Origin of the sequence: Oscillibacter valericigenes, from assembly GCF_021531915.1 — a bacterium.
Taxonomy (GTDB): domain Bacteria; phylum Bacillota; class Clostridia; order Oscillospirales; family Oscillospiraceae; genus Oscillibacter; species Oscillibacter valericigenes_A.
The window spans coordinates 31,355-51,004 of sequence record NZ_JAFBIV010000004.1 but is presented as its reverse complement, the minus strand read 5'-3'; the positions used below and the strand labels follow the sequence as shown (position 1 = coordinate 51,004).

Here is a 19,650-nt window from a genome sequence, read left to right as displayed (position 1 = left end):
GTAAAATTTTTGTAAGAGACAGGTTAACTTTTTTGACAGTTTTGTTCGGTTACATGAAATGAATTGTTGAATTTGCACAAAAAGAAAAGGAGCACTTCGGGGGAAGTTACAGACTTTGCGACTTCTATTGACGCAGAGGTGATTTTTATGCTAGGATAAGTTCGCATTCACCGGGGTATACTGTTTATTTAATCGATTTCTTTTATGTAGCAGAATCCCGGAAATTATTCGAAAAGGAGAAAAGAAGTATGAAGAAGTTCCTCGCACTGATCCTCGCACTGGTCATGTCCCTGTCTCTGGTCGCCTGCGGCGGCAGCAAGACTGAGGAGAAGCCCGCCGAGAAGCCCGCTGAGACCGAGACCCCCGCTGAGACTCCCGCCGACGACATCGAGATCGCTGTCGTCCTGAAGACCCTGGCCTCCGAGTATTGGGGCTATGTGAAGGACGGCTGTGACCAGGCTGCCGCTGAGCTGGGCATCAAGGTTACCGTTGTCGGCCCCGGCGCTGAGTCCGAGATCGAGCAGCAGGTCGCTATGATCGAGCAGCAGATCGGTGCTGGCGTTGACGCCATCATCTGCGCTCCCAACGATGCCGGCGCTGCCGCCAACGCTCTGCAGGCCGCTCTGGATCAGGGTATCCCCGTCCTGTCTGTTGACACCAACGTTGGTATCGCCGGCCAGACCTCTTTCGTCGGCACCATGAACGACGAGGCTGCCTATCAGGGTGGCCTCTGGGCCGTTGAGAAGCTGGGCTCTGACATCAACGCTGTGATCATCTATGGCCAGGAAGGCGACAACACCTCCAACCTGCGTCGCTCCGGTTATGAGAAGGCCTGTGAGGAGAAGGGCGTTACGGTCCTGGCTGCTCTGTCCGGTCAGAACACCACCGACGGCGCTACCAAGACCATGGAAGATATGATCAGCTCCTTCGGCGATCAGATCGACGTTGTGTTCTGCCACAATGACGATACCGCTATCGGCGCCATGAACGCCTGCAAGAACGCCGGCCTGAGCGACGTCACCATCGTGGGCTTCGACGGCAACGCCTCCGCTCTGGACCTGATCAAGGCTGGCGACGAGTATGTGAAGGCTACCGTTGCTCAGCAGCCCACTTCCATGGGTTATGAGGCGGTCATGGCTGCCTACAAGACCCTGCAGGGTGAGACCGTTGATGAAGTCATCCCCGCTCCCGTCAAGGTCATCGATGCTTCTAACGTCAACGGCTAATTGGCAAGTCTGAACCAATTATCCCAAAGCATCCTTATTTCTACTTAAGCAAATGAGTTAAACTGAAATTTGGCGACAGGAACCCTGTCGCCAAATTTCAAGTATAACAAATCCGCGGAAGCGACAGCTGCGGGCATGAATCAGGAAAGAAACGAGGTAATTCCATGAGCGAATATGTCGTCGAACTGAAAAATATTACCAAACGTTTTCCTGGTGTCGTTGCATTGAAAAACATGTCCATTGGTATCAGACCCGGTGAGATCCACGGTCTGATCGGCGAAAATGGCGCCGGTAAGTCCACCCTGATCAAGGTGCTGACCGGCGTTCACAATCCGGAAGAGGGAGACATCTTCGTTGACGGCAAAAAGGTCGTCTTCAGAAATCCTGTTCAGTCCCGTGAGGCGGGTATTGCCTGCGTGTACCAGGAACTGAACATCGTCAAGCAGCTTCCTGTTACGGACAATGTTTTCATGGGACGTGCCGTGAAAAAGGGCTTGCTTCTGGATTATCCCAGAATGCATCAGGAGGCTGCTGAAGCCCTGGCTTCTCTGGGCCATCCTGAAATCGATGTAAAAATGGAGTGCGGCAAGCTGGGTACCGGTCTTCAGCAGATGGTGGAGATCGCAAAGGCCGTTTCTCTGGACGCGAAGCTCATCATCATGGATGAGCCGACCTCCTCTCTGGGTAAGGAGGAGATCGCCCAGCTGATGGAAACGGTCCGTGGCCTGAAGGCCAAGGGCGTGGCCATCCTGTTTGTTTCTCATAAGTTGGAAGAACTCTTTGAACTCTGTGACCGCGTGACCGTCATGCGTGACGGCGAGCACATCATCACCAAGGATATCGGCGATCTGACCGAGGATTCTCTGATCACCGCCATGGTGGGCCGGACGCTGGATAACCTGTATCCCAAGGAATTCGGCGTGAAGGGTGATGTGTGGCTGGAGGGCCGGCACCTCAACGAGGCCGGTGTGCTCCACGACGTCAGCTTCAAGGCCCATGCCGGACAGATCACCGGCTTTGCCGGTCTGGTTGGCGCCGGCCGTACGGAAACGATGCGCGCTGTCTTCGGCGCTGACCGTCTGGACAGTGGCGAGGTGTACGTCAAGGGTGAAAAAGTTACCATAAGAAATCCCAAGGACGCCATCAAGAGAAAGATCGCGTTCCTGACCGAAGACCGCAAGGGTCAGGGTCTGGTGCTGAGTCTGGATGTGCGTACCAACCTGATCCTGGCCAACATGAAGGGCTTCAGCAATGGTCCGTTCCTGGATAAAGCGCGGATCGAGAAGTCCGGTCAGGAGAATGTGCAGGCCCTGAAGATCAAGACTCCCTCTCTGGATGAGGTCACCGCCCAGCTTTCCGGTGGTAACCAGCAGAAGGTGGTTATCGGCAAGTGGGTCAACATTGACGCCGATATCTTCATTTTTGATGAGCCTACCCGCGGTATCGACGTGGGTGCCAAGATCGAAGTCTACCGTGTTATGAACGATCTGGTCAAGGCCGGTAAGTGCGTTATCATGGTCTCTTCCGAGTTGCCGGAGATCCTGGCAATGAGCGATCACGTGGTGGTCATGCGCGGCGGCCGTGTCATGGCAGATATCGACCGCGATACCAAGCATTTCAATTCCGAAGACATCATGAAAGCGGCCTGGGGAGGAGAGTTAGACTGATATGAAAAAGAATAGTTCTGCGAAAGAGCTTCTGCAGAAGCTGGGCACTCTGCTGGCTCTGGTGATCCTGATCGCCATTTTCTGCATCACCATGCCCGATAAGTTCCCGAAGATCGGCAACGTCATGAACATCCTGAAGCAGGCATCCATCAACTGCCTGATCGCTTCCGGTATGCTGTGCGCGCTGATCACCGCCGGTATCGACCTGTCCGTGGGTTCCAACTGCGTGCTGTGCACCTGCACCATCGGCGTGCTGGTCCAGAACTTCGGTCAGACGAACCCCATCCTGCTGGCCGTCTGCGGTATGGCAGTCAGCACCCTGGCCGGTTTCATCAACGGCACCCTGCTGACCCGTCTGGACCTGCCCCATCCCTTCGTGTCCACCATGGGCATGAAGAACATCCTGTGGGGCCTGGCACTGGTCATCACCGGTTCCAAGTCCATCGGCTTCACCAACACCGGTGTGGATTCCCTGATGTGGCTGGGCGGCGGCTCCATCGGCAGAATGACCGATGCCTCCGGCAAGGTCACCTTCCCCGGCATCCCCGTCAGCTTCATTCTGGTTATCATTGTGTTCTGCATCTTTGATGTGTTCCTGAAGAAGACCGCTCTGGGCCGTCAGATCTACTGCTGCGGCGGCAACCCTGAGGCTGCCCGCCTGTCCGGTATTCCCTCCAAGAACGTGCTGACCTTCGTCTATGCCCTGTCCGGCTTCATGGCCGGTATGGCCGGCGTGGTCTCCGTCGGCCGTCTGGCTTCCGCTAACGGCAATGCCGGTACCACCTATGATAACGATGCCATCGCTGCCTGTATCGTGGGCGGTGCCTCCTTCACCGGCGGCAAGGGTACCATCTGGGGCACTCTGATCGGCGCCATGATCATGGCTGTGATCCGTAACGGCCTGAACCTGATGGGCGCTTCCAACGACGTTCAGTACATCGTCATCGGTGCCGTCATCATCCTGGCTGTTACCATCGACGTTGTCCGTAACAAGATGGAGGCCAAGGCCCGCAAGATGGCTGCTGCCTGATCCTGAGCAAGATACTTACCAAAGAGCATGGGGCTCCGCAGCCCCATGCTCTTTCATACATGGAGGAAGAAACTGTGAAAAAGCTGCGTGTAGGCGTCGTGGGCCTGGGCCGTCTGGGCAAGGTCCATGCCTGGAATATTGCGTATAGAATCCCAAATGCGGAGCTGGTGGCCGTCTGCTCCAGCCATGACGGGGGCGTGGAATACGCCCGGCGGGAGTTGGGGATGGAGCATGTTTATGCGGACTACCGGGAGATGCTGGCAAAAGCCGATATCGACGCGGTGGTGATCGTCACCACCTCCTCCGAGCACTGCTGGCAGATCGAGGCTGCCCTGGATGCGGGAAAGCACGTGTTCTGCGAAAAGCCCCTGGGCGTGGATGTGGCCCAGTGCAAACTGGCAGAGGCCGCTGTGGAGCGCCACCCGGACCGGACCTTCATGCTGGGCTTTATGCGCCGGTATGACAAGTCCTACGCCTATGCCAAGAAAAAGATCGAGGAAGGCGCCATCGGCACGCCTTATCTGGTGAAGGCCACCGGCATGGACCCGGAGTCCTCTGTACAGGAGACACTCCGGTATGCCAAGACCTCCAGCGGCATTTTCCTGGATCTGGGTATCCACGATATGGACCTGATGCGCTGGTTCCTGGGCAGCGAGGTCACGGAAGTCTATGCCATGGGCGCCACCTTCAAATATCCCGGCTTCCGGGAGGCGGGAGATGCCGAGACCGGCGCTGCCATGTTCAAGTTTGAGAACGGTGCCATGGGCATGATGCATGTAGGACGTGCCGCTCCCCACGGCTACCATGTGGAGACGGAGATCGTGGGTACCGACGGCATCCTTCGTATCTCTGCCGTGCCGGAGAAGAACCTGGCCATGGTCTATAACGTGCACGGTGCCTGCACCGAATGTGTAGGTTCCTTCCCGGAGCGGTTTGCCGAGGCGTACCTCAATGAGCTGCAGGAATTTGTGGACTGCGCTCTGGAGGGTAGGCAGCCCGGTACTACCGTGTACGACGGCACCAAGTCCACCATCATCGGCTATGCCGCCACGGAGGCGTGGAAGACGGGGAAGATTGTCAAGCTCTGAGAATATCGTCCATAACAAAGCCGCCGCTCCTTATAAGCGGCGGCTTTGTTTACAAATTGGACTTGCTTTCGCGGGAAATGGGTTGTACCATAAGGACAAGCCCTTGTGGAGGAGTTGACAAAATGAATCTGCTTTCATCGGTCTCTCTGCTGCTGACCTTGTTTCTGCTGCCGGTCACTTCCGTGGCGGAGGTTGCCGAAGACCAGGTCCGGGAGACTGTCCAGGAGTGCCAACAGGTGCAGGAGCAGACGGAGGATTGGCGCCTGCTGCTGGTGAACCGCTGGAATCCCATGCCCGAAGAATATGCGGTGACGCTGAAGAAGCTGCCGGGGGGGCTGCAGGTGGATGAGCGGGCCTATGAGGACCTGACCGCCATGCTGACGGACTGCGGCAAGGCCGGCTTGCATCCCATCGTCTGCTCGGCCTATCGGGACGTGGCGACCCAGACCCGGCTGCACAAAAATAAGATCGCCCGTCTGCGGGCGGCAGGCTATTCACAGTCGGCAGCGGAGGAGGAAGCCATCCGCTGGGTGGCGGCACCGGGTACCAGTGAGCACCACACCGGTATGGCGGTGGATATCGTGTCGGCCTCCTATCAGAAGCTGACCCACCAGCAGGAAAAGACCGCTGAGCAGAAGTGGCTCATGGAGCACTGCTGGGAATATGGCTTCATCCTGCGGTACCCCACCGACAAGAGCGAGATCACCGGCGTTGGCTATGAGCCCTGGCATTACCGCTATGTAGGGCGGGAAGCCGCCCTGGCCATGCGGGACAGCGGCCTGTGTTTGGAGGAGTATGTGGTGATTCGGCGGCTGGCGGAGGCAATGAACATACATACAGAAACGATTCAGGAGACGGTGGAAGCCGTCTCCTGATTTTTATGGTTCCCACCGGCACTGCGCCAGGTCCACGGTGCCGTCCGGCCGGAAGGGGACCCCTTCCGCCTCCAGCATGGCCCGCTGGGTGCCGGGAGCAAGGGTGTCGAAGCAGGCTTTTGTGCCACCATAGCGGTCCACCACCCGATGACAGGGGACAGACGGGTCCTGGCAGCCTGCCATGGCGTAGCCAACTGTCCGGGCGCAGCGGGGCATCCCGGCCAGCCGGGCTATCTGCCCGTAGGTGGCCACTTTTCCGGCAGGGATAGCTCGGACCACCCGGTAAAAGACCTCAAAGACTTGGCCGCTCATGTTTCCCGTACCTCGTACAGGTCCGTCCTTCGGGCGGAGAGGATGGGAAGCTGCGCCCGGACGGCCTCCAGGCGGGCAACATCCAGATCGGCGTACAGCGTATCTTCCTCCCCGCCGGCCCGACAGAGAACGGTGCCCCAGGGGTCTACGGCGATGGAATTTCCGTAGGCCACATAGCTGGCCAATTCGTCCCGGGCAGGAGAGACGCCCACAGTGAAGCACTGGTTATCCACCGCCCGCTGCCGGAACAGCAGTTCCCAGTGGGCGGGGCCGGTGGTCATGTTGAAGGCGGCGGGAACAAAGATGACCTTAGCACCCCGCAGGCACATGCACCGGGCCAGTTCCTCAAATCGCAGATCGAAGCAGATGCACAGACCCATGGTGCCAAATTCCGTCTCGAAGGTAGTGATGGCATTTCCCGGGGAAAGGGTATCCGATTCCCTGAACCGCTGCCCGCCCGCCACGTCGATGTCGAACAGATGGGCCTTCCGGTGCTTTGCCAGCAGCTCGCCCTGGCGGCCATAGACATAGCTGGTATTGTAAACATTTCCGTCTGCCAGCTCCGGGAGAGAACCACCCACGATGTAGATACCCAGCTCTGATGCCAGGGCGGACAGGGCCTGCTGGGCGGGGCCGTCTGCTTCCTCACCGTAAGCCCGGAAGCAGCTGTTTTCATAGGGGCAGCAGAACATCTCCGGCAGAACGGCAAAGTCCGCGCCGTTTTCCGCCGCCTCCCGAATTTTCCGGCAGGCGGTTTTGATGTTGATGTCTTTCTCTGCCGTCACCGGCATTTGGATCAGTGCCACGCGCATGAAAACAACCTCCTAAACATATTCCCGCAGCACCAGCTCTGTGGCGCCGCCGTCGGCGGAGAGAATGAGCCGCTTGACTTTGGGATGATGGGCATACTCCGTCCGGATGAGCTCCCGCAGGGCGGTGCCGCTGTGGCTGCCGTGGATGAGCCGGATGCGGTAGGCCCCGGTCCCGGCCCGCCGCAGCTGGGCGTCGATGGCCACTTTGGCCTGATAGGTGTTTTTACCGTGGAGGTCCAGAGTGATAATGGCGTTGTCCATAGCAGGTACCTCCTTCTTTCCATCTATTGTATCACGGGCGGGCTTATGATACAATCAGGAAGAAAATCACAAAGGAGGCCCCTTCCATGGCAGTTTATACGGAAACCAAAACGTACCACACCAAGGCCCACATGGGCATGATCGATGTAACGGAGGACTTTCAGCACGCGGTGACGGAGGCCTGCAAGAAATACAACATTTCCGCAGGGACCATCACCGGCTTCACCACCGGCGGCGTGGCGGGCCTGACTACATTGGAGTTTGAGCCGGGCATGGTGAATCACGACTTGAAGGCGGCACTGGACGTGTTTTCCCCCTACCTGGATGAAAAGGGCCGGGTGGTGCCCTATTGGCACCATGAGACCTGGCACGACGACAATGGCTCCTCCCACATCAAGGCGGCTCTGCTGTCCCCCTTCATCACCATTCCCTTTGTAGCCGGAAAGATCACCATCGGCCCTTGGCAGAACCTGACCCTGGTGGAGTGCGATACGAGAAACCGCGTGCGGGATATTGTGTTCCAAGTGATGGGGGAATAAGGTTCCCCCACTCTCAGAGAAATTCCCGAGATATTGTACTTCGGCATTTGAGCGAAATGACAGAATGTCTGGCGGCGCGGCAGCTATATGGGAAAGCAAAACAAGGTCCGTGGGGCGGTGCTCCACGGACCTTGTTTTGCTTATTGCGCGGCGGTATAGGCCAGGATGGCGTCCCGCAGGAAGGCGGCGCAGCCGGGCTGCTCCTTGTCATAGTAGGCGGTGAACCGGGGATCGGCCACGTACATCTGGGCCACGCCGGCATGGGCCTGGGGCGTGTAGCTTGCCCAGGAAAAGGAGAGCCACTGGCGGTGCAGCTCCGCAATGCGGCGGCCCTCCGCCCCGGCGGGGGCTTCCCCGGCCCGGACAGCGGCGGAGAGGGCGGACAGGATCTCATCCCCCAGGGCCTGCCACCGGGCGTGGTCCTCCGGACTCATGGACAGCACCTTGGTGTTGGACTGATCCACGGTCTCATCGCCGTATTTCTCCCGGATCTCTTTGCCGTAGCGGGCTTCGTTGGTTTCCACGATCTGGCGCTTGAACGCCTCAAATTTCTGAGAATCGGACATTTTATTGCCTCCCTTTGCTTCTATAATAGCATTTTTAACGGTCAGGATCAGTCCGTCCAGCCGTTCCCGGCGGGTCTCCAGTTCTGCCAGATGGCTCTGCAGCGCCTTCTGGCGGTCAAAGGCCGGATCCTCCAGAATGGTCCGGATGGCCTGTAATTCCAAGCCCAACTCCCGGTAAAAGAGGATGGTTTGGAGCTGGTCCACCTGTTCGGGACCGTAGATGCGGTAGCCTGCTTCGGTGGTCCGCAGGGGCTTCAGCAGCCCCTGACTGTCGTACCAGCGCAGGGTGCGGGGCGTGACGCCGGCCAGCTCCGCCAGCGCCTTGATGGTGTATTCCATGTGCATCCCTCCTGACAATCCCTACTATAATCTATGACGTTACGGCAAGGTCAAGAGGATTTTATAAAAAAATTGTTTTCTTTTTTCATCACACTGTTTATAATTGGAAAAAAGGAGAGATGTCCCATGATCAACTCCACATTGTGCTATCTGGAGCGGGGGGAAGAATACCTCATGCTCCACCGGGTAAAAAAGGTCAACGACATGAACCACGACAAATGGATCGGCGTGGGCGGCAAATTTCAGGAGGGGGAGAGCCCGGAGGACTGCATCCTGCGGGAGACCCTTGAGGAGACCGGGCTGACCCTGACTGACTATCGTTACCGGGGACTGGTGACCTTCGTGTCGGACCGGTATCCTACGGAGTATATGCACCTGTTCACCGCCACAGGCTGGACAGGAGAACCCCATGAATGTAACGAGGGAGAGCTGGCCTGGATCAAAAAAGCGGACCTGCTGTCTCTGCCGCTCTGGGAAGGGGACAAGGTCTTTTTGAAGCTGTTGGACACGGACGCCCCCTTTTTCTCTCTGAAGCTGAAATATGCGGGGGAAAAGCTGGTGCTGGCGGTGCTGAATGGGGTGCGCATTGTTTGAGGAGGGACCGGTATGAGCGGAAAACTGCTGCTGTTTGGGTTTGATTCCCTGTTGAATGTGCTGGCGCTGGAGGCGGCCGTGGGCTCCTGCGGCGCGGAGATCGTCCCGGTGGCCCGGATGGACTACAACAAAACGCTGGCGGTCCTGGCGGGACTGGACGCGGATGTGGCCCCGGTGATGCCCTACTCCGGCGGCCCTCTGGGGGGCCGGATGATCGTATTCTGTGAGTTGGAGGACCGGCTGGATGCTCTGCTCCCGGCGCTGCGAAGGGCGGGTGCCGGTCCGGAGTGCCTGAAGGCGGTGCTGACGCCCTCCAACCGGAACTGGAGCGCCCTGAAGCTGTACGGTGAACTACAGCGGGAACACCAGGCCCTGGGAGGCAGGTGAGGGCTGATGAAAATTTTGATCTCCGCCTGTTTGTTGGGGGCCCGCTGCCGGTATGACGGGGCGTCCAAAGGGCATCCGCTGGTGGAAAGGCTGGCGGAGCGGCATACTCTTGTGCCCGTCTGTCCGGAGCAGCTGGGGGGACTGGCTACCCCGCGCCCGCCTGCGGAGCGGCGAGGTGACCGTGTGGTCACGAAGGACGGAGCGGATGTGACGGAGGCGTACCGCCGGGGAGCGGAGGAGACTCTGCGCTTATGCAGGCTCCTGGGCTGTGAGGCGGCGGTCCTCAAGGAGCGGAGCCCCTCCTGCGGTTATGGGGAGGTCTATGACGGGACCCACTCCGGCATCCTGACTGACGGGAACGGCGTGACGGCGGCGCTATTGTACGCCAACGGTATCCCCGTGTATGGCGAATCCCAAATAGAACGATTGCTGAAATGACGGTGGAGCACCCACCGTCATTTTTTACAATTTTTAATACAGTTTTTATCTCTCGCTCATGGAAAAGAAATCTTGCAATACGTCATACCTTTCATGTATAATGAGGCGAAAAAGAACGAAAGAGAGGGAAACGGCATGCTGTATTTGATGGGTCTGAAAGCTGCGGCGGCTTCTTCTCTTTTTCCCGTTCCTTTTGTTTGACCGGCTATTGGTGCCGGTATTTTTTTTGCCCGTGTGTGAAACCATGAAATGAGAGGAGAACTGATATGAACGAGAAGAAATCCAACATCGGTCAGCAGCCTATCCGGGACGCCCGGACCCTGGGCATCCCCAAGATGCTGATCCTGGGCCTGCAGCACATGTTCGCTATGTTCGGCGCCACTGTTCTGGTGCCCATCCTGGTCCAGAGCTACGGCCTGCCCCTGAGCATCCAGACCACGCTGTTCTTCGCCGGTATCGGCACGCTGTTTTTCCATGTCTGCAGCAAGATGAAGGTGCCTGCATTCCTGGGCTCTTCCTTTGCTTATCTGGGCGGCTTTGCTGCCATGGCCAACATGAGCGATGGCATGTACGCCACCATGGAGGCCTCCGAAAAGCTGCAGTATGCCTGCGGCGGCATCGTTGTGGCAGGCCTTTTGTATGTGGTGCTGGCTGCCATCATCAAGGCGGTGGGCGTGCACAAGGTGATGCGCTTCCTGCCTCCGGTGGTCACCGGCCCCATCGTCATTCTGATCGGCTTGAATCTGGCGCCCTCTGCGGTGAACAACGCTTCTACCTGCTGGTGGCTGGCACTGCTGGCCATGGCCATTATCATCGTGGCCAACATCTGGGGCAAGGGCATGATTAAGATCATCCCCATCCTGCTGGGTGTTGTGGGCTCCTATGTGGTGGCGCTGCTGGCCGGCAAGGTGGACTTCAGCGGCCTGGCCAATATGGGTCTGTTCACCGGCACGAACCCCCTGCTGGGCTTCCAGCCCTTTGTTACCAACTTCGGCGGCAGCGTTGCCAAGTTTGATGTTTCCGCCATTCTGGTGATGGCTCCCATTGCCATTGCCTCCATGATGGAGCACATCGGCGATATGTCCGCCATTTCCGCTACGGTGAGCGAGAACTTCATTGAAGATCCCGGTCTGCACCGCACCCTGATCGGCGACGGTATCGCCACCGCCATGGCGGGCTTCTTCGGCGGCCCCTCCAACACCACCTACGGCGAGAACACCGGCGTTCTGGTGCTGTCCAAGGTCTATGATCCCCGGGTCATCCGTCTGGCTGCCGTGTATGCCATCGTGCTGTCCTTCTCTCCCGCTTTTGCTTACATTGTCAACACCATTCCCGCAGCCATCGTGGGCGGCGTCAGCTTCATCCTCTACGGTATGATCTCTGCCATCGGTGTGCGCAACGTGGTGGAGAATCAGGTGGACTTCACCAACTCCCGCAACCTGATTATTGCGGCCGTCATTATGGTCTGCGGCCTGGGCTTCACCGGCGGCCTGACCTTCCAGGTGGGTAGTGCCTCCATCACCCTGACCTCCCTGGCCATCGCCGCCATTGCGGGCATCATCCTCAACGCCATCCTGCCCGGCAATGACTTCAACTTCGGCGAGAACACCAACTCCAAGGCCTCCGGCAATCTGGGCCAGTATTGATACGACATCCATCACCTTTCCGGGAGCGCCGCTTTGCGGCGCTCCCCCAGCTTGTCGAAAAAGTCTTTTCGACAAGCTGCTTTAGCTTTGAGAACTTTCAAAAAGCTCTGAAATCTTGGATTTAAATGGCGCAGGGCACCCTTCCTGGGTTCCCCGCGCACACCCTTCCTTCCCGTCGCGCAAGTTTTCCGGGTTTATCGACAGCCCGCGGGAGCGCCGCAAAGCGGCGCTCCCCTTTTTGCTTCTGCGTTCGAAAAACAGAGATTTTATAAAAACAGGAGAAATCTGTTGACTTTTTCCAAAACTTTTATATAATGGAGACGCTAAGCATGATAGAGGCGCGAATGTCATGAGTCATCCACCCTTTACGGACAGGCACCGGGGTGGGTAAAAGGGACATTTGCCGAGGTTTCGTGGATCAGCCTGTGGAACACGGAGCCGGGCCGCGGGAGAACATCCCCCGGACTGTCGCCCTGAAAGGGGCGGAGCGCTGTCGTGGTTCCATACGCTTTTATGTGCTGTATGAAGTCATGACGCTGTCATGACTTCATTTTTTGTTAGGAGAGAGAAAACATGAGAAACCTGAGAAGACGGCTGCTGCCCCTTCTGGCAGTGCTGCTGCTCCTGTGCAGCGCCATGACCGTCACTGCCTTTGCGGCGGATGACCCCACTGAGGAAAGCGGCACCAAGATGATCGAGTGCACTGACTGCGGAGCTGTCGGCATTGTCCTCACTGACGAGGGAACTGCTGCCGAGTGCGAAACCTGTGGCGGTACCGGCTATGTGGAATCCCCCAGCCAGTTTTATAACACCTTCTGGTCTTTGCTGCCTCCCATCATCGCCATTGCCCTGGCGCTGATCACCAAGGAGGTATACAGCTCCCTGTTCATCGGTATTCTGGTGGGCGGCCTGCTGTACTCCAACTTCGCCTTTGAGACGACGGTGCTCCATGTGTTCAACGACGGCATCGTGGCCTCTGTCACCGACAGCTACAACATGGGCATCTTGATCTTCCTGGTGATCCTGGGCGCCATGGTGTGCCTGATGAACAAGGCTGGCGGTTCCGCTGCCTTCGGCCGCTGGGCGGAGAAGAACATCAAGAGCCGTGTGGGTGCGCAGCTGGCCTCTATTCTGCTGGGCTGCCTGATCTTTATCGATGACTATTTCAACTGCCTGACCGTGGGCAGCGTCATGCGTCCTATCACTGACAAGCACAACATCTCCCGTGCCAAGCTGGCCTACATCATTGATGCCACTGCTGCCCCCATCTGCATCATCGCCCCCATCAGCTCCTGGGCGGCTGCCGTTGCCGGTTTCGCCGAGGACGGCCAGGGCTTCAACCTGTTCCTGCGTGCCATTCCCTATAATTACTACGCCCTGCTGACCATCGTGATGATGGTGGGTCTGGTAGTCATGAAGGTGGACTTCGGCACGATGCGCAACTTTGAGCGCAACGCCGTGGAGAACAATGACCTGTTCTCCGGTGTGAACCCTTATGCCTCCGCTGAGGAGGATGTTCCTGAGGACAAGGGCCGGGTGCTGGACCTGGTGCTGCCTGTGGTGATGCTGATCATCTGCTGCGTCATCGGTATGATCTACTCCGGCGGCTTCTTCGAGGGCGAGGGCTTCATCACCGCCTTCTCCAACTCCGACGCCTCCGTGGGCCTGATGCTGGGCTCTGCCTTTGCACTGGTGTTCAGCTTCATCTATTTCCTGATCCGCCGCTCCATGAGCTTCAAGGACATGATGGGCTGCATCCCCGAGGGCTTCAAGGCCATGGTGCCTGCTATCATGATCCTGACCTTTGCCTGGAGCCTGAAGGCGATGACCGACTCTCTGGGCGCCAAGTATTTCGTCCGTGACTTTGTCCGTACCTCCGCTACCGGCATCCAGCTACTGCTGCCTGTGATCGTGTTTGTCATCGGCTGCCTGCTGGCCTTTGCCACCGGTACCTCCTGGGGTACCTTTGGTATCCTGATCCCCATCGTGCAGAATGTGTTCTCCATGGACAACCCCATGGCCATCATCTGCATCTCCGCCTGCATGGCCGGCGCTGTCTGTGGCGACCACTGCTCTCCCATCTCCGATACCACCATCATGGCCTCCGCCGGCGCCCAGTGCGATCATGTGAACCATGTGTCCACTCAGCTGCCCTACGCCATCACCTGCGCGGCCGTGTCCGGCGTCACCTACCTGATTGCCGGTATCCTGGTGTCTGCCGGTGCGCCCGGTATTCTGGGCCTGCCCGTTGGTATCGTGCTGATGCTGGCAACCCTCTTTGTCATCAAGAAGCGCGAGGGACAGAAGGCCTGATTCACTATTAGATCTGATAAAACCGTCCGGCTATCAGCCGGACGGTTTACATTTCAGGGAGAACGTGATACACTGGACCTCGCGTAAAAAAGGAGGTGTCCGTCATGGAACAGGAGATTCGCTGGCTGCTGGAAAACACAGCTGTGATGGGCCGGAATATATTGTATTTTGAGGAGTTGGATTCTACCAACACCTATGCCAAGGAACTGGCTCTGACGGGCGCCCCGGAGGGAACGGTGGTCATCGCTGATTGCCAGACGGCGGGTCGGGGCCGCATGAACCGGAGCTTCCAGTCACCTAAGGGGAAGGGGCTCTACCTTACGGTGCTTCTCAGGCCGCAGCTTCCGCCGGAGCGTCTGGCGCAGGTGACAGCGCTGGCGGGCATTGCCGTGTGCGGCGCCGTGGAGCGGGTCTGCGGTGTGCGGCCTGGGCTGAAATGGCCCAATGACCCGGTGCTGAGCGGCAAGAAGGTGTGCGGCATCCTGACGGAGCTGGTGACAGATCGAAATGGTGGGCTGTGCCTGGTGGTGGGCATCGGCATCAACGTGGCCCAGCGGCGGGAGGACTTCACGCCGGAAGTGGCGGAAATGGCTGCTTCTCTGGAAATGCTCCTGGAAAAGCCGGTCTCCCGTCCGGCACTGGCAGCGGCATTGCTGGAGGAACTGGACCGGGCCTACGAGGCACTGAAGCAGGGAGACCTGGAGGAATACCGGACCCGTTACCGGCGGGACTGCGTGAACTTGGGCAAGCCGGTGCGTCTGATGGGCCCCGGCGGTCAGGAAGAGGCCCGGGCAGTGGATATCGACCGGGACTTCGGGCTGGTGGTCCGCACCCCGGACGGCGGGGAAAAGACCGTTCGCTCCGGTGAGGTTTCGGTGCGGGGCCTGTACGGATATACAGAGTGAAAGAGGCGAATCAACTTGAAAATACTTTGGGAATTGTTCTGGACCTTTGCGAAAATGGGGGTCATGACCTTTGGCGGCGGTTACGCCATGCTGCCCATCCTCCAGCGTGAGGTGGTGGAGAGCAAGCGCTGGGTCACGGAAGAAGAAATCATGGATTACTATGCCATCGGCCAGTGTACGCCGGGCATCATCGCGGTAAATACCGCCACATTTATCGGCCAGAAAAAGCAGGGGATCGCCGGAGGTATCATGGCGACCCTGGGAGTGGTGTTCCCGTCGGTGGTCATCATCTCCGTTCTGGCCGGACTTATCACGAATTTTTCCCATCTGGTATGGGTGCAGAACGCCTTTGCCAGCATCCAGGTGTGTGTTTGCGTGCTGATTTTTAATGCGGTGATGAAGCTGCTGAAAAAGTCTGTGGTGGATAAGCGGACAGCGGCCATTTTTGCGGTGGTGCTGGTGGGCAGTGTTTTTCTGCGCATCTCTCCCGCCTGGTTCGTCATTGCCGCCGCAGTGACTGGCATCCTTCTGAAAAACCTGGAGGTGAAGGGAAAATGAGCGTCTATCTGCGGCTTTACTGGGAGTTTTTCAAGACCGGCTTGTTTGCCGTGGGCGGCGGTATGGCCACCCTGCCCTTCCTGAAGGACATTGGCCAGTCCACGGGCTGGTATACCTATACGGACCTGATGAATATGCTGGCGGTGTCGGAGTCTACTCCCGGCCCCATCGGCATCAATATGGCCACTTACGTGGGCTTCACCGTGGGCGGTATCCCCGGGGCGGTCATCGCCACCCTGGGCGAGGTGACGCCCTCTATCATCGTGATCCTCATTGTGGCCATGATGCTGAAAAAGTTCCGGGATAACCGCTATGTGAACATGGCTTTTTATGGCCTGCGGCCCGCCTCCACGGGGCTCATCGGCGCCGCCTGCGTCGCGGTGGTGCTGGAGGTGATGACGGGCATCCGGACGTTGGCTGCCGACGGTGCGTTGGTGAATACCTTCCGGCTTGCGGGGGAGACACTGATCAAATGGCCCGGTGTGCTTCTGGGGGCATTGCTGATCGTACTGACCAACTTCGTCAAGCCGGTGAAGAACTGGCACCCCATTGTGTTCATCGCGTTCTCCGCCGTGGTGGGCATCCTGTTCCGGTTCGCCGGTGTCTGACAGGCGCTGGGATGCGCTTATCGAAAAAACAGCATTTTATACGCAATCAGAGCATAAAATCAGGAGAAGCAGGCAGACCATATTCTCTTGGAGCACTACCAGAAAACGGCCGGCAGCGTAAGCTGCCGGCCGTGAAAATTGATCGGATAATTATTTGCCCGTTTGATACGCCGCGGCTCGAACAGCGCCGCGGCGCGTTTATTTGTGTCGCCTGCCTATACGGCAGAGAAGTCTGGTTTTATTTACCACACCAAAGTGGCGAAATAGTCCTCCAGAGTTTCGGCACGGCGGATCAGTTCCACGGAGCCGTCCTCTTTCAGCAGCAGCTCGGCGGAGCGGAGCTTGCCATTGTAATTATAGCCCATGGCGTGGCCGTGGGCGCCGGCGTCGTGGATCACCAGCAGGTCGCCCATGTCGATTTTGGGCAGCATCCGGTCAATAGCGAACTTGTCGTTGTTCTCGCAGAGAGAACCCACCACGTCGTACTTGTGGTCGCAGGGGGCGTTCTCCTTGCCCATGACGGTAATGTGGTGGTAGGAGCCGTACATGGCGGGGCGCATCAGGTTGCAGGCGCAGGCGTCCACGCCGATATACTCCTTGTAGATGTGCTTCTCATGGGTGGCCCGGGTCACCAGATGGCCGTAGGGAGCAAGCATGAAGCGGCCCAGCTCCGTGTACAGGGCCACGTCGTCCATCCCGGCGGGTACCAAAATCTCCTCGTAGGCCTTCCGGACGCCCTCGCCGATGGCGGCGATGTCGTTGGCGGGCTGGTCCGGCAGATAGGGGATGCCCACGCCGCCGGAGAGGTTGATGAAGGTGATATGGGCGCCGGTCTCGTTTTTCAGGTCCACCGCCAGCTGGAACAGGATGCGGGCCAGAGCGGGGTAGTATTCATTGGACAGCGTGTTGGAGGCCAGGAAGCTGTGGATACCGAACTCCTTGACGCCCTTGGCGGCAAGAATTTTGTAGGCCTCGGCGATCTGGGGACGGGTCATGCCGTACTTGGCGTCGCCGGGGTTGTCCATGACCTGGAAGCCCTCCCGGGTCTCACCCAGGGTGAAGACGCCGCCGGGATTGTAGCGGCAGCAGACCTTTTCAGGAACGCCGCCCAGGGCCTCCACCAGCTCGGGGATCAGGGTGATGTCATCCAGGTTGATGATGCCGCCCAGCTGATATGCCTTCTGGAACTCCTCGGGCGGAGTCTCGTTGGAGGAGAACATGATGCCCTCGCCGGTGACGCCGCACTTCTCGGCCATCACCAGCTCCGCCATGGAAGAACAGTCGCAGCCGCAGCCCTCCTCCTTCAGCAGCTTCAGAATGGCAGGGGTGGGGGTGGCCTTCACGGCGAAGTACTCCCGGTAGCCGGGATTCCAGGCGAAGGCAGCTTTCAGACGGCGGGCATTCTCACGGATGCCCTTTTCGTCGTAGATGTGGAAGGGCGTGGGATACCGGGCGGCTATGGCCTCCAGCTGATCTTTTGTCACAAAGGGCGTTTTCATAGGTGCATAACCTCGAATCGTTCATAAAGTGATTATTATTTTACGATGTAAAGTGATGATTTGTCAAGAAACCCGGCGAGAAACGGCGATTTGCACGGGAATCCGGGCGGCTGCGGCTTCCATCATGTGCATCTGCACGGCTATTCTTTGCAAAAAACAGCCCTTGTATTTGCGGCGCGGCGGCGGTAAAATAGAAACGGATATCACATCACAAGAAATGAGGAGAGATGACGATGGCAACTGTGACAGTGAACGCCGTGGGCGAGCAGTGCCCCATTCCCGTGGTGAAGGCCACCCGTGCCCTGCGGGCTATGACAGAGCCCGGTGTGCTGGAGGTGCTGGTGGACAACGAGATCGCGGTGCAGAACCTGACCCGCATGGCCTCCGGCCACCACCTGGAAGCCAGAGCAGAAAAGCGGGACGGCGGTGTTTTTGCCGTTACCATGGAGGTCCGGGAGCCCATGGGCGATGCTCCCACGGAGGAACCCGAGCTGACCTGCATCCCCGACCAGCGGGGCAGCTTGGTGGTAGCGATGGATACCGATGCTATGGGCCGGGGCAGCGAGGAACTGGGCCGGACGCTGATGAAGGGCTTCCTGTTCGCGGTCAGCCAGCTGCCGGAGCTGCCCAGGACCATCCTGTTCTATAACGGCGGCGCAAAGCTGACCACCGAGGGCTCCGATTCCCTGGAGGACCTAAAAAAGATGGAGGCCCAGGGGGTGGAGATCCTGACCTGCGGCACCTGCCTGAATTTCTACGGCCTGACAGACAAGCTGGCGGTGGGGTCTGTCACCAACATGTACACCATTGTGGAAACGCTGGCCGGGGCCGGGAAGGTCATCAAGCCATGATCTATCTGGATAACGCGGCCACCACCCGGCCCAAGCCCCCCGGCGTGGCGGAGGCGATGACGGCGGCCATGATGTCCTGGGGCAACTGCGGCCGGGGTGCCCATGAGGAGGCACTGGCCTCCGCCCGGGCGGTATTCTCCGTCCGGGAACAGATGGCTCGGCTCCTGGGCTGCCCGCGGGCGGACCATGTGTGCTTCACCCCCAATTCCACCCAGGCCCTGAACATTGCCATCAGCGGACTGTTAGGGCCGGGAGACCATGTGATCTCCACGGACCTGGAGCACAATTCCGTCCTGCGGCCCCTGTACCGCCTGCGGCAGCAGGGGGCAGCGGTGGATTTCGTTCCGGCGGACCGGCGGGGACAGATCGACTATGATGACTTTGAACGGCTGCTGCGGCCCGACACAAAGGCTGTGGTCTGCACCCATGCCTCCAACCTGACCGGCGACATGGTCGACATCGGCCGGGTGGGGGAATTCTGCTGCGCCCATGGGCTGCTGTTTATCCTGGATGCCAGCCAGACGGCGGGCGTGTTCCCCATTGATATGGAACAGCAGCACATTGACGTGGTGTGCTTCACCGGACACAAGAGCCTGCTGGGCCCCCAGGGCACCGGAGGCCTGTGTATCCGGGAGGGGGTGGACATCCGTCCCTTCGCCGTGGGCGGCACCGGAGTCCAGAGCTATCTGGAGACCCAGCCCATGGAATACCCCACCCGCCTGGAGGCCGGGACCCTCAATAGCCACGGGTTGGCGGGCCTGGGGGCGGCGCTGGAGTTTCTGGAGAAGATCGGCATTGACGCCATCCGGGCCCACGAGACCGCCCTGGCCCATCGATTTTATGAGACGGTGCGGCAGATCCCCGGCGTTACGGTGTACGGCGACCACAGCAAGGCGGAGCGGGCTCCCGTGGTGGCGCTGAACATCGGGGACTATGAGTCCGGAGAGGTGGCGGACGAGCTGGCGGAGCGCTTCGGCATCGCCACCCGTCCCGGCGCCCACTGCGCACCCCGGATGCACCGGGCGCTGGGTACCACCGGGCAGGGGGCGGTCCGGTTCTCCTGGTCGTATTTCAACACGGAGGAAGAGACCGACGCGGCGGCGGATGCCGTCCGCATCCTGGCCACGGAGGACTGA

The 19,650-nt window shown here is 58.9% G+C and carries 21 protein-coding genes and 1 riboswitch; of the genes, 16 read left to right on the top strand and 5 right to left on the bottom strand.

Annotated elements, in window-relative coordinates:
• The first annotated feature begins 248 nt into the window (after positions 1-248).
• The 5 genes from JQM66_RS04630 to JQM66_RS04610 all read left to right on the top strand — a co-directional run bounded on the left by JQM66_RS04630 (position 249) and on the right by JQM66_RS04610 (position 5,886).
• Positions 249-1,226: a sugar ABC transporter substrate-binding protein gene (locus JQM66_RS04630; protein WP_235228696.1), complete on the top strand. Its 978-nt coding sequence runs from the start codon at positions 249-251 to the stop codon at positions 1,224-1,226.
• 164 nt (positions 1,227-1,390) lie between these two features.
• Positions 1,391-2,893, top strand: coding sequence for a sugar ABC transporter ATP-binding protein (locus tag JQM66_RS04625; protein ID WP_235228695.1), 1,503 nt, complete (start codon positions 1,391-1,393; stop codon positions 2,891-2,893).
• Between the two features lies 1 nt (position 2,894).
• The gene (locus JQM66_RS04620; protein ID WP_235228694.1) at positions 2,895-3,923 is read left to right on the top strand and encodes an ABC transporter permease; all 1,029 of its coding nucleotides are present in this window, start codon (positions 2,895-2,897) and stop codon (positions 3,921-3,923) included.
• 74 nt (positions 3,924-3,997) lie between these two features.
• Entirely contained in the window at positions 3,998-5,011 is a 1,014-nt protein-coding gene (locus tag JQM66_RS04615) for a Gfo/Idh/MocA family protein (RefSeq protein ID WP_235228693.1), read from the top strand.
• 122 nt (positions 5,012-5,133) lie between these two features.
• Positions 5,134-5,886: a M15 family metallopeptidase gene (locus tag JQM66_RS04610; RefSeq protein WP_235228692.1), complete on the top strand. Its 753-nt coding sequence runs from the start codon at positions 5,134-5,136 to the stop codon at positions 5,884-5,886.
• Positions 5,887-5,889: 3 nt separating this feature from the next.
• Here JQM66_RS04610 and JQM66_RS04605 read toward each other — a convergent pair whose 3' ends face one another.
• Genes JQM66_RS04605 through JQM66_RS04595 form a run of 3 tightly spaced genes read right to left on the bottom strand, consistent with a single transcriptional unit; the run spans position 5,890 to position 7,271 of the window.
• Positions 5,890-6,198 (bottom strand): MGMT family protein, encoded by a 309-nt coding sequence (locus JQM66_RS04605; RefSeq protein ID WP_235228690.1) that lies wholly within the window; start codon positions 6,196-6,198, stop codon positions 5,890-5,892.
• A complete protein-coding gene (locus JQM66_RS04600; protein WP_235228688.1) occupies positions 6,195-7,010 on the bottom strand; it encodes a carbon-nitrogen hydrolase family protein in 816 nt (271 codons plus the stop codon). Before JQM66_RS04600 ends, JQM66_RS04605 begins: the two co-directional genes overlap by 4 nt.
• A gap of 12 nt (positions 7,011-7,022) precedes the next feature.
• Complete coding sequence (locus JQM66_RS04595; RefSeq protein WP_235228686.1) at positions 7,023-7,271, bottom strand: Smr/MutS family protein; 249 nt, start codon at positions 7,269-7,271, stop codon at positions 7,023-7,025.
• 86 nt (positions 7,272-7,357) lie between these two features.
• On the opposite strand from JQM66_RS04595, the gene JQM66_RS04590 reads away from it, so the two are divergent.
• Complete coding sequence (locus tag JQM66_RS04590) at positions 7,358-7,810, top strand: YjbQ family protein (RefSeq protein ID WP_235228684.1); 453 nt, start codon at positions 7,358-7,360, stop codon at positions 7,808-7,810.
• A 140-nt stretch (positions 7,811-7,950) separates the two neighbouring features.
• On the opposite strand, the gene JQM66_RS04585 is transcribed toward JQM66_RS04590, so the two are convergent.
• Complete coding sequence (locus JQM66_RS04585) at positions 7,951-8,715, bottom strand: MerR family transcriptional regulator (protein WP_235228683.1); 765 nt, start codon at positions 8,713-8,715, stop codon at positions 7,951-7,953.
• Between the two features lie 126 nt (positions 8,716-8,841).
• Here JQM66_RS04585 and JQM66_RS04580 point away from each other — a divergent pair, with 126 nt between their 5' ends.
• The 8 genes from JQM66_RS04580 to JQM66_RS04545 all read left to right on the top strand — a co-directional run bounded on the left by JQM66_RS04580 (position 8,842) and on the right by JQM66_RS04545 (position 16,164).
• Positions 8,842-9,309 carry an NUDIX hydrolase gene (locus JQM66_RS04580; protein ID WP_235228681.1) on the top strand — a complete coding sequence of 156 codons (468 nt, stop codon included), beginning with the start codon at positions 8,842-8,844 and terminating at the stop codon, positions 9,307-9,309.
• Between the two features lie 12 nt (positions 9,310-9,321).
• Entirely contained in the window at positions 9,322-9,696 is a 375-nt protein-coding gene (locus JQM66_RS04575) for a DUF3783 domain-containing protein (protein WP_235228680.1), read from the top strand.
• Between the two features lie 6 nt (positions 9,697-9,702).
• Positions 9,703-10,134 carry a DUF523 domain-containing protein gene (locus JQM66_RS04570; protein WP_235228679.1) on the top strand — a complete coding sequence of 144 codons (432 nt, stop codon included), beginning with the start codon at positions 9,703-9,705 and terminating at the stop codon, positions 10,132-10,134.
• Between the two features lie 266 nt (positions 10,135-10,400).
• A complete protein-coding gene (locus JQM66_RS04565; RefSeq protein ID WP_235228678.1) occupies positions 10,401-11,780 on the top strand; it encodes a uracil-xanthine permease family protein in 1,380 nt (459 codons plus the stop codon).
• 325 nt (positions 11,781-12,105) lie between these two features.
• A riboswitch (Lysine riboswitch) is annotated at positions 12,106-12,281 on the top strand.
• A gap of 72 nt (positions 12,282-12,353) precedes the next feature.
• Positions 12,354-14,093, top strand: coding sequence for a Na+/H+ antiporter NhaC family protein (locus tag JQM66_RS04560; protein WP_235228677.1), 1,740 nt, complete (start codon positions 12,354-12,356; stop codon positions 14,091-14,093).
• A 104-nt stretch (positions 14,094-14,197) separates the two neighbouring features.
• A complete protein-coding gene (locus tag JQM66_RS04555) occupies positions 14,198-14,998 on the top strand; it encodes a biotin--[acetyl-CoA-carboxylase] ligase (RefSeq protein WP_235228676.1) in 801 nt (266 codons plus the stop codon).
• Positions 14,999-15,013: 15 nt separating this feature from the next.
• Positions 15,014-15,556: a chromate transporter gene (locus JQM66_RS04550; RefSeq protein WP_235228675.1), complete on the top strand. Its 543-nt coding sequence runs from the start codon at positions 15,014-15,016 to the stop codon at positions 15,554-15,556.
• On the top strand, positions 15,553-16,164 hold the full coding sequence (locus tag JQM66_RS04545; protein ID WP_235228674.1) for a chromate transporter: 612 nt from the start codon (positions 15,553-15,555) through the stop codon (positions 16,162-16,164). Before JQM66_RS04550 ends, JQM66_RS04545 begins: the two co-directional genes overlap by 4 nt.
• A 242-nt stretch (positions 16,165-16,406) precedes the next feature.
• Here JQM66_RS04545 and JQM66_RS04540 read toward each other — a convergent pair whose 3' ends face one another.
• On the bottom strand, positions 16,407-17,663 hold the full coding sequence (locus tag JQM66_RS04540; RefSeq protein WP_235228673.1) for a diaminopimelate decarboxylase: 1,257 nt from the start codon (positions 17,661-17,663) through the stop codon (positions 16,407-16,409).
• A gap of 233 nt (positions 17,664-17,896) precedes the next feature.
• Between JQM66_RS04540 and yedF the strand changes: the two genes are divergently transcribed.
• Both yedF and JQM66_RS04530 read left to right on the top strand, forming a co-directional pair.
• Positions 17,897-18,514 (top strand): sulfurtransferase-like selenium metabolism protein YedF, encoded by a 618-nt coding sequence (gene yedF, locus JQM66_RS04535; protein ID WP_235228671.1) that lies wholly within the window; start codon positions 17,897-17,899, stop codon positions 18,512-18,514.
• Positions 18,511-19,650: an aminotransferase class V-fold PLP-dependent enzyme gene (locus JQM66_RS04530; RefSeq protein WP_235228669.1), complete on the top strand. Its 1,140-nt coding sequence runs from the start codon at positions 18,511-18,513 to the stop codon at positions 19,648-19,650. The genes yedF and JQM66_RS04530 overlap by 4 nt, the downstream gene beginning before the upstream one ends.

What these genes read in the sequence shown, in the direction of transcription:
- JQM66_RS04630 (WP_235228696.1), top strand. Translation starts at nt 249, where the DNA reads ATGAAGAAGTTCCTCGCACTGATCCTCGCACTGGTCATGTCCCTGTCT.
- JQM66_RS04625 (WP_235228695.1), top strand. Translation starts at nt 1,391, where the DNA reads ATGAGCGAATATGTCGTCGAACTGAAAAATATTACCAAACGTTTTCCT.
- JQM66_RS04620 (WP_235228694.1), top strand. Translation starts at nt 2,895, where the DNA reads ATGAAAAAGAATAGTTCTGCGAAAGAGCTTCTGCAGAAGCTGGGCACT.
- JQM66_RS04610 (WP_235228692.1), top strand. Translation starts at nt 5,134, where the DNA reads ATGAATCTGCTTTCATCGGTCTCTCTGCTGCTGACCTTGTTTCTGCTG.
- JQM66_RS04605 (WP_235228690.1), bottom strand. Translation starts at nt 6,198, where the DNA reads ATGAGCGGCCAAGTCTTTGAGGTCTTTTACCGGGTGGTCCGAGCTATC.
- JQM66_RS04600 (WP_235228688.1), bottom strand. Translation starts at nt 7,010, where the DNA reads ATGCGCGTGGCACTGATCCAAATGCCGGTGACGGCAGAGAAAGACATC.
- JQM66_RS04595 (WP_235228686.1), bottom strand. Translation starts at nt 7,271, where the DNA reads ATGGACAACGCCATTATCACTCTGGACCTCCACGGTAAAAACACCTAT.
- JQM66_RS04590 (WP_235228684.1), top strand. Translation starts at nt 7,358, where the DNA reads ATGGCAGTTTATACGGAAACCAAAACGTACCACACCAAGGCCCACATG.
- JQM66_RS04585 (WP_235228683.1), bottom strand. Translation starts at nt 8,715, where the DNA reads ATGGAATACACCATCAAGGCGCTGGCGGAGCTGGCCGGCGTCACGCCC.
- JQM66_RS04580 (WP_235228681.1), top strand. Translation starts at nt 8,842, where the DNA reads ATGATCAACTCCACATTGTGCTATCTGGAGCGGGGGGAAGAATACCTC.
- JQM66_RS04575 (WP_235228680.1), top strand. Translation starts at nt 9,322, where the DNA reads ATGAGCGGAAAACTGCTGCTGTTTGGGTTTGATTCCCTGTTGAATGTG.
- JQM66_RS04570 (WP_235228679.1), top strand. Translation starts at nt 9,703, where the DNA reads ATGAAAATTTTGATCTCCGCCTGTTTGTTGGGGGCCCGCTGCCGGTAT.
- JQM66_RS04565 (WP_235228678.1), top strand. Translation starts at nt 10,401, where the DNA reads ATGAACGAGAAGAAATCCAACATCGGTCAGCAGCCTATCCGGGACGCC.
- JQM66_RS04560 (WP_235228677.1), top strand. Translation starts at nt 12,354, where the DNA reads ATGAGAAACCTGAGAAGACGGCTGCTGCCCCTTCTGGCAGTGCTGCTG.
- JQM66_RS04555 (WP_235228676.1), top strand. Translation starts at nt 14,198, where the DNA reads ATGGAACAGGAGATTCGCTGGCTGCTGGAAAACACAGCTGTGATGGGC.
- JQM66_RS04545 (WP_235228674.1), top strand. Translation starts at nt 15,553, where the DNA reads ATGAGCGTCTATCTGCGGCTTTACTGGGAGTTTTTCAAGACCGGCTTG.
- JQM66_RS04540 (WP_235228673.1), bottom strand. Translation starts at nt 17,663, where the DNA reads ATGAAAACGCCCTTTGTGACAAAAGATCAGCTGGAGGCCATAGCCGCC.
- yedF (WP_235228671.1), top strand. Translation starts at nt 17,897, where the DNA reads ATGGCAACTGTGACAGTGAACGCCGTGGGCGAGCAGTGCCCCATTCCC.
- JQM66_RS04530 (WP_235228669.1), top strand. Translation starts at nt 18,511, where the DNA reads ATGATCTATCTGGATAACGCGGCCACCACCCGGCCCAAGCCCCCCGGC.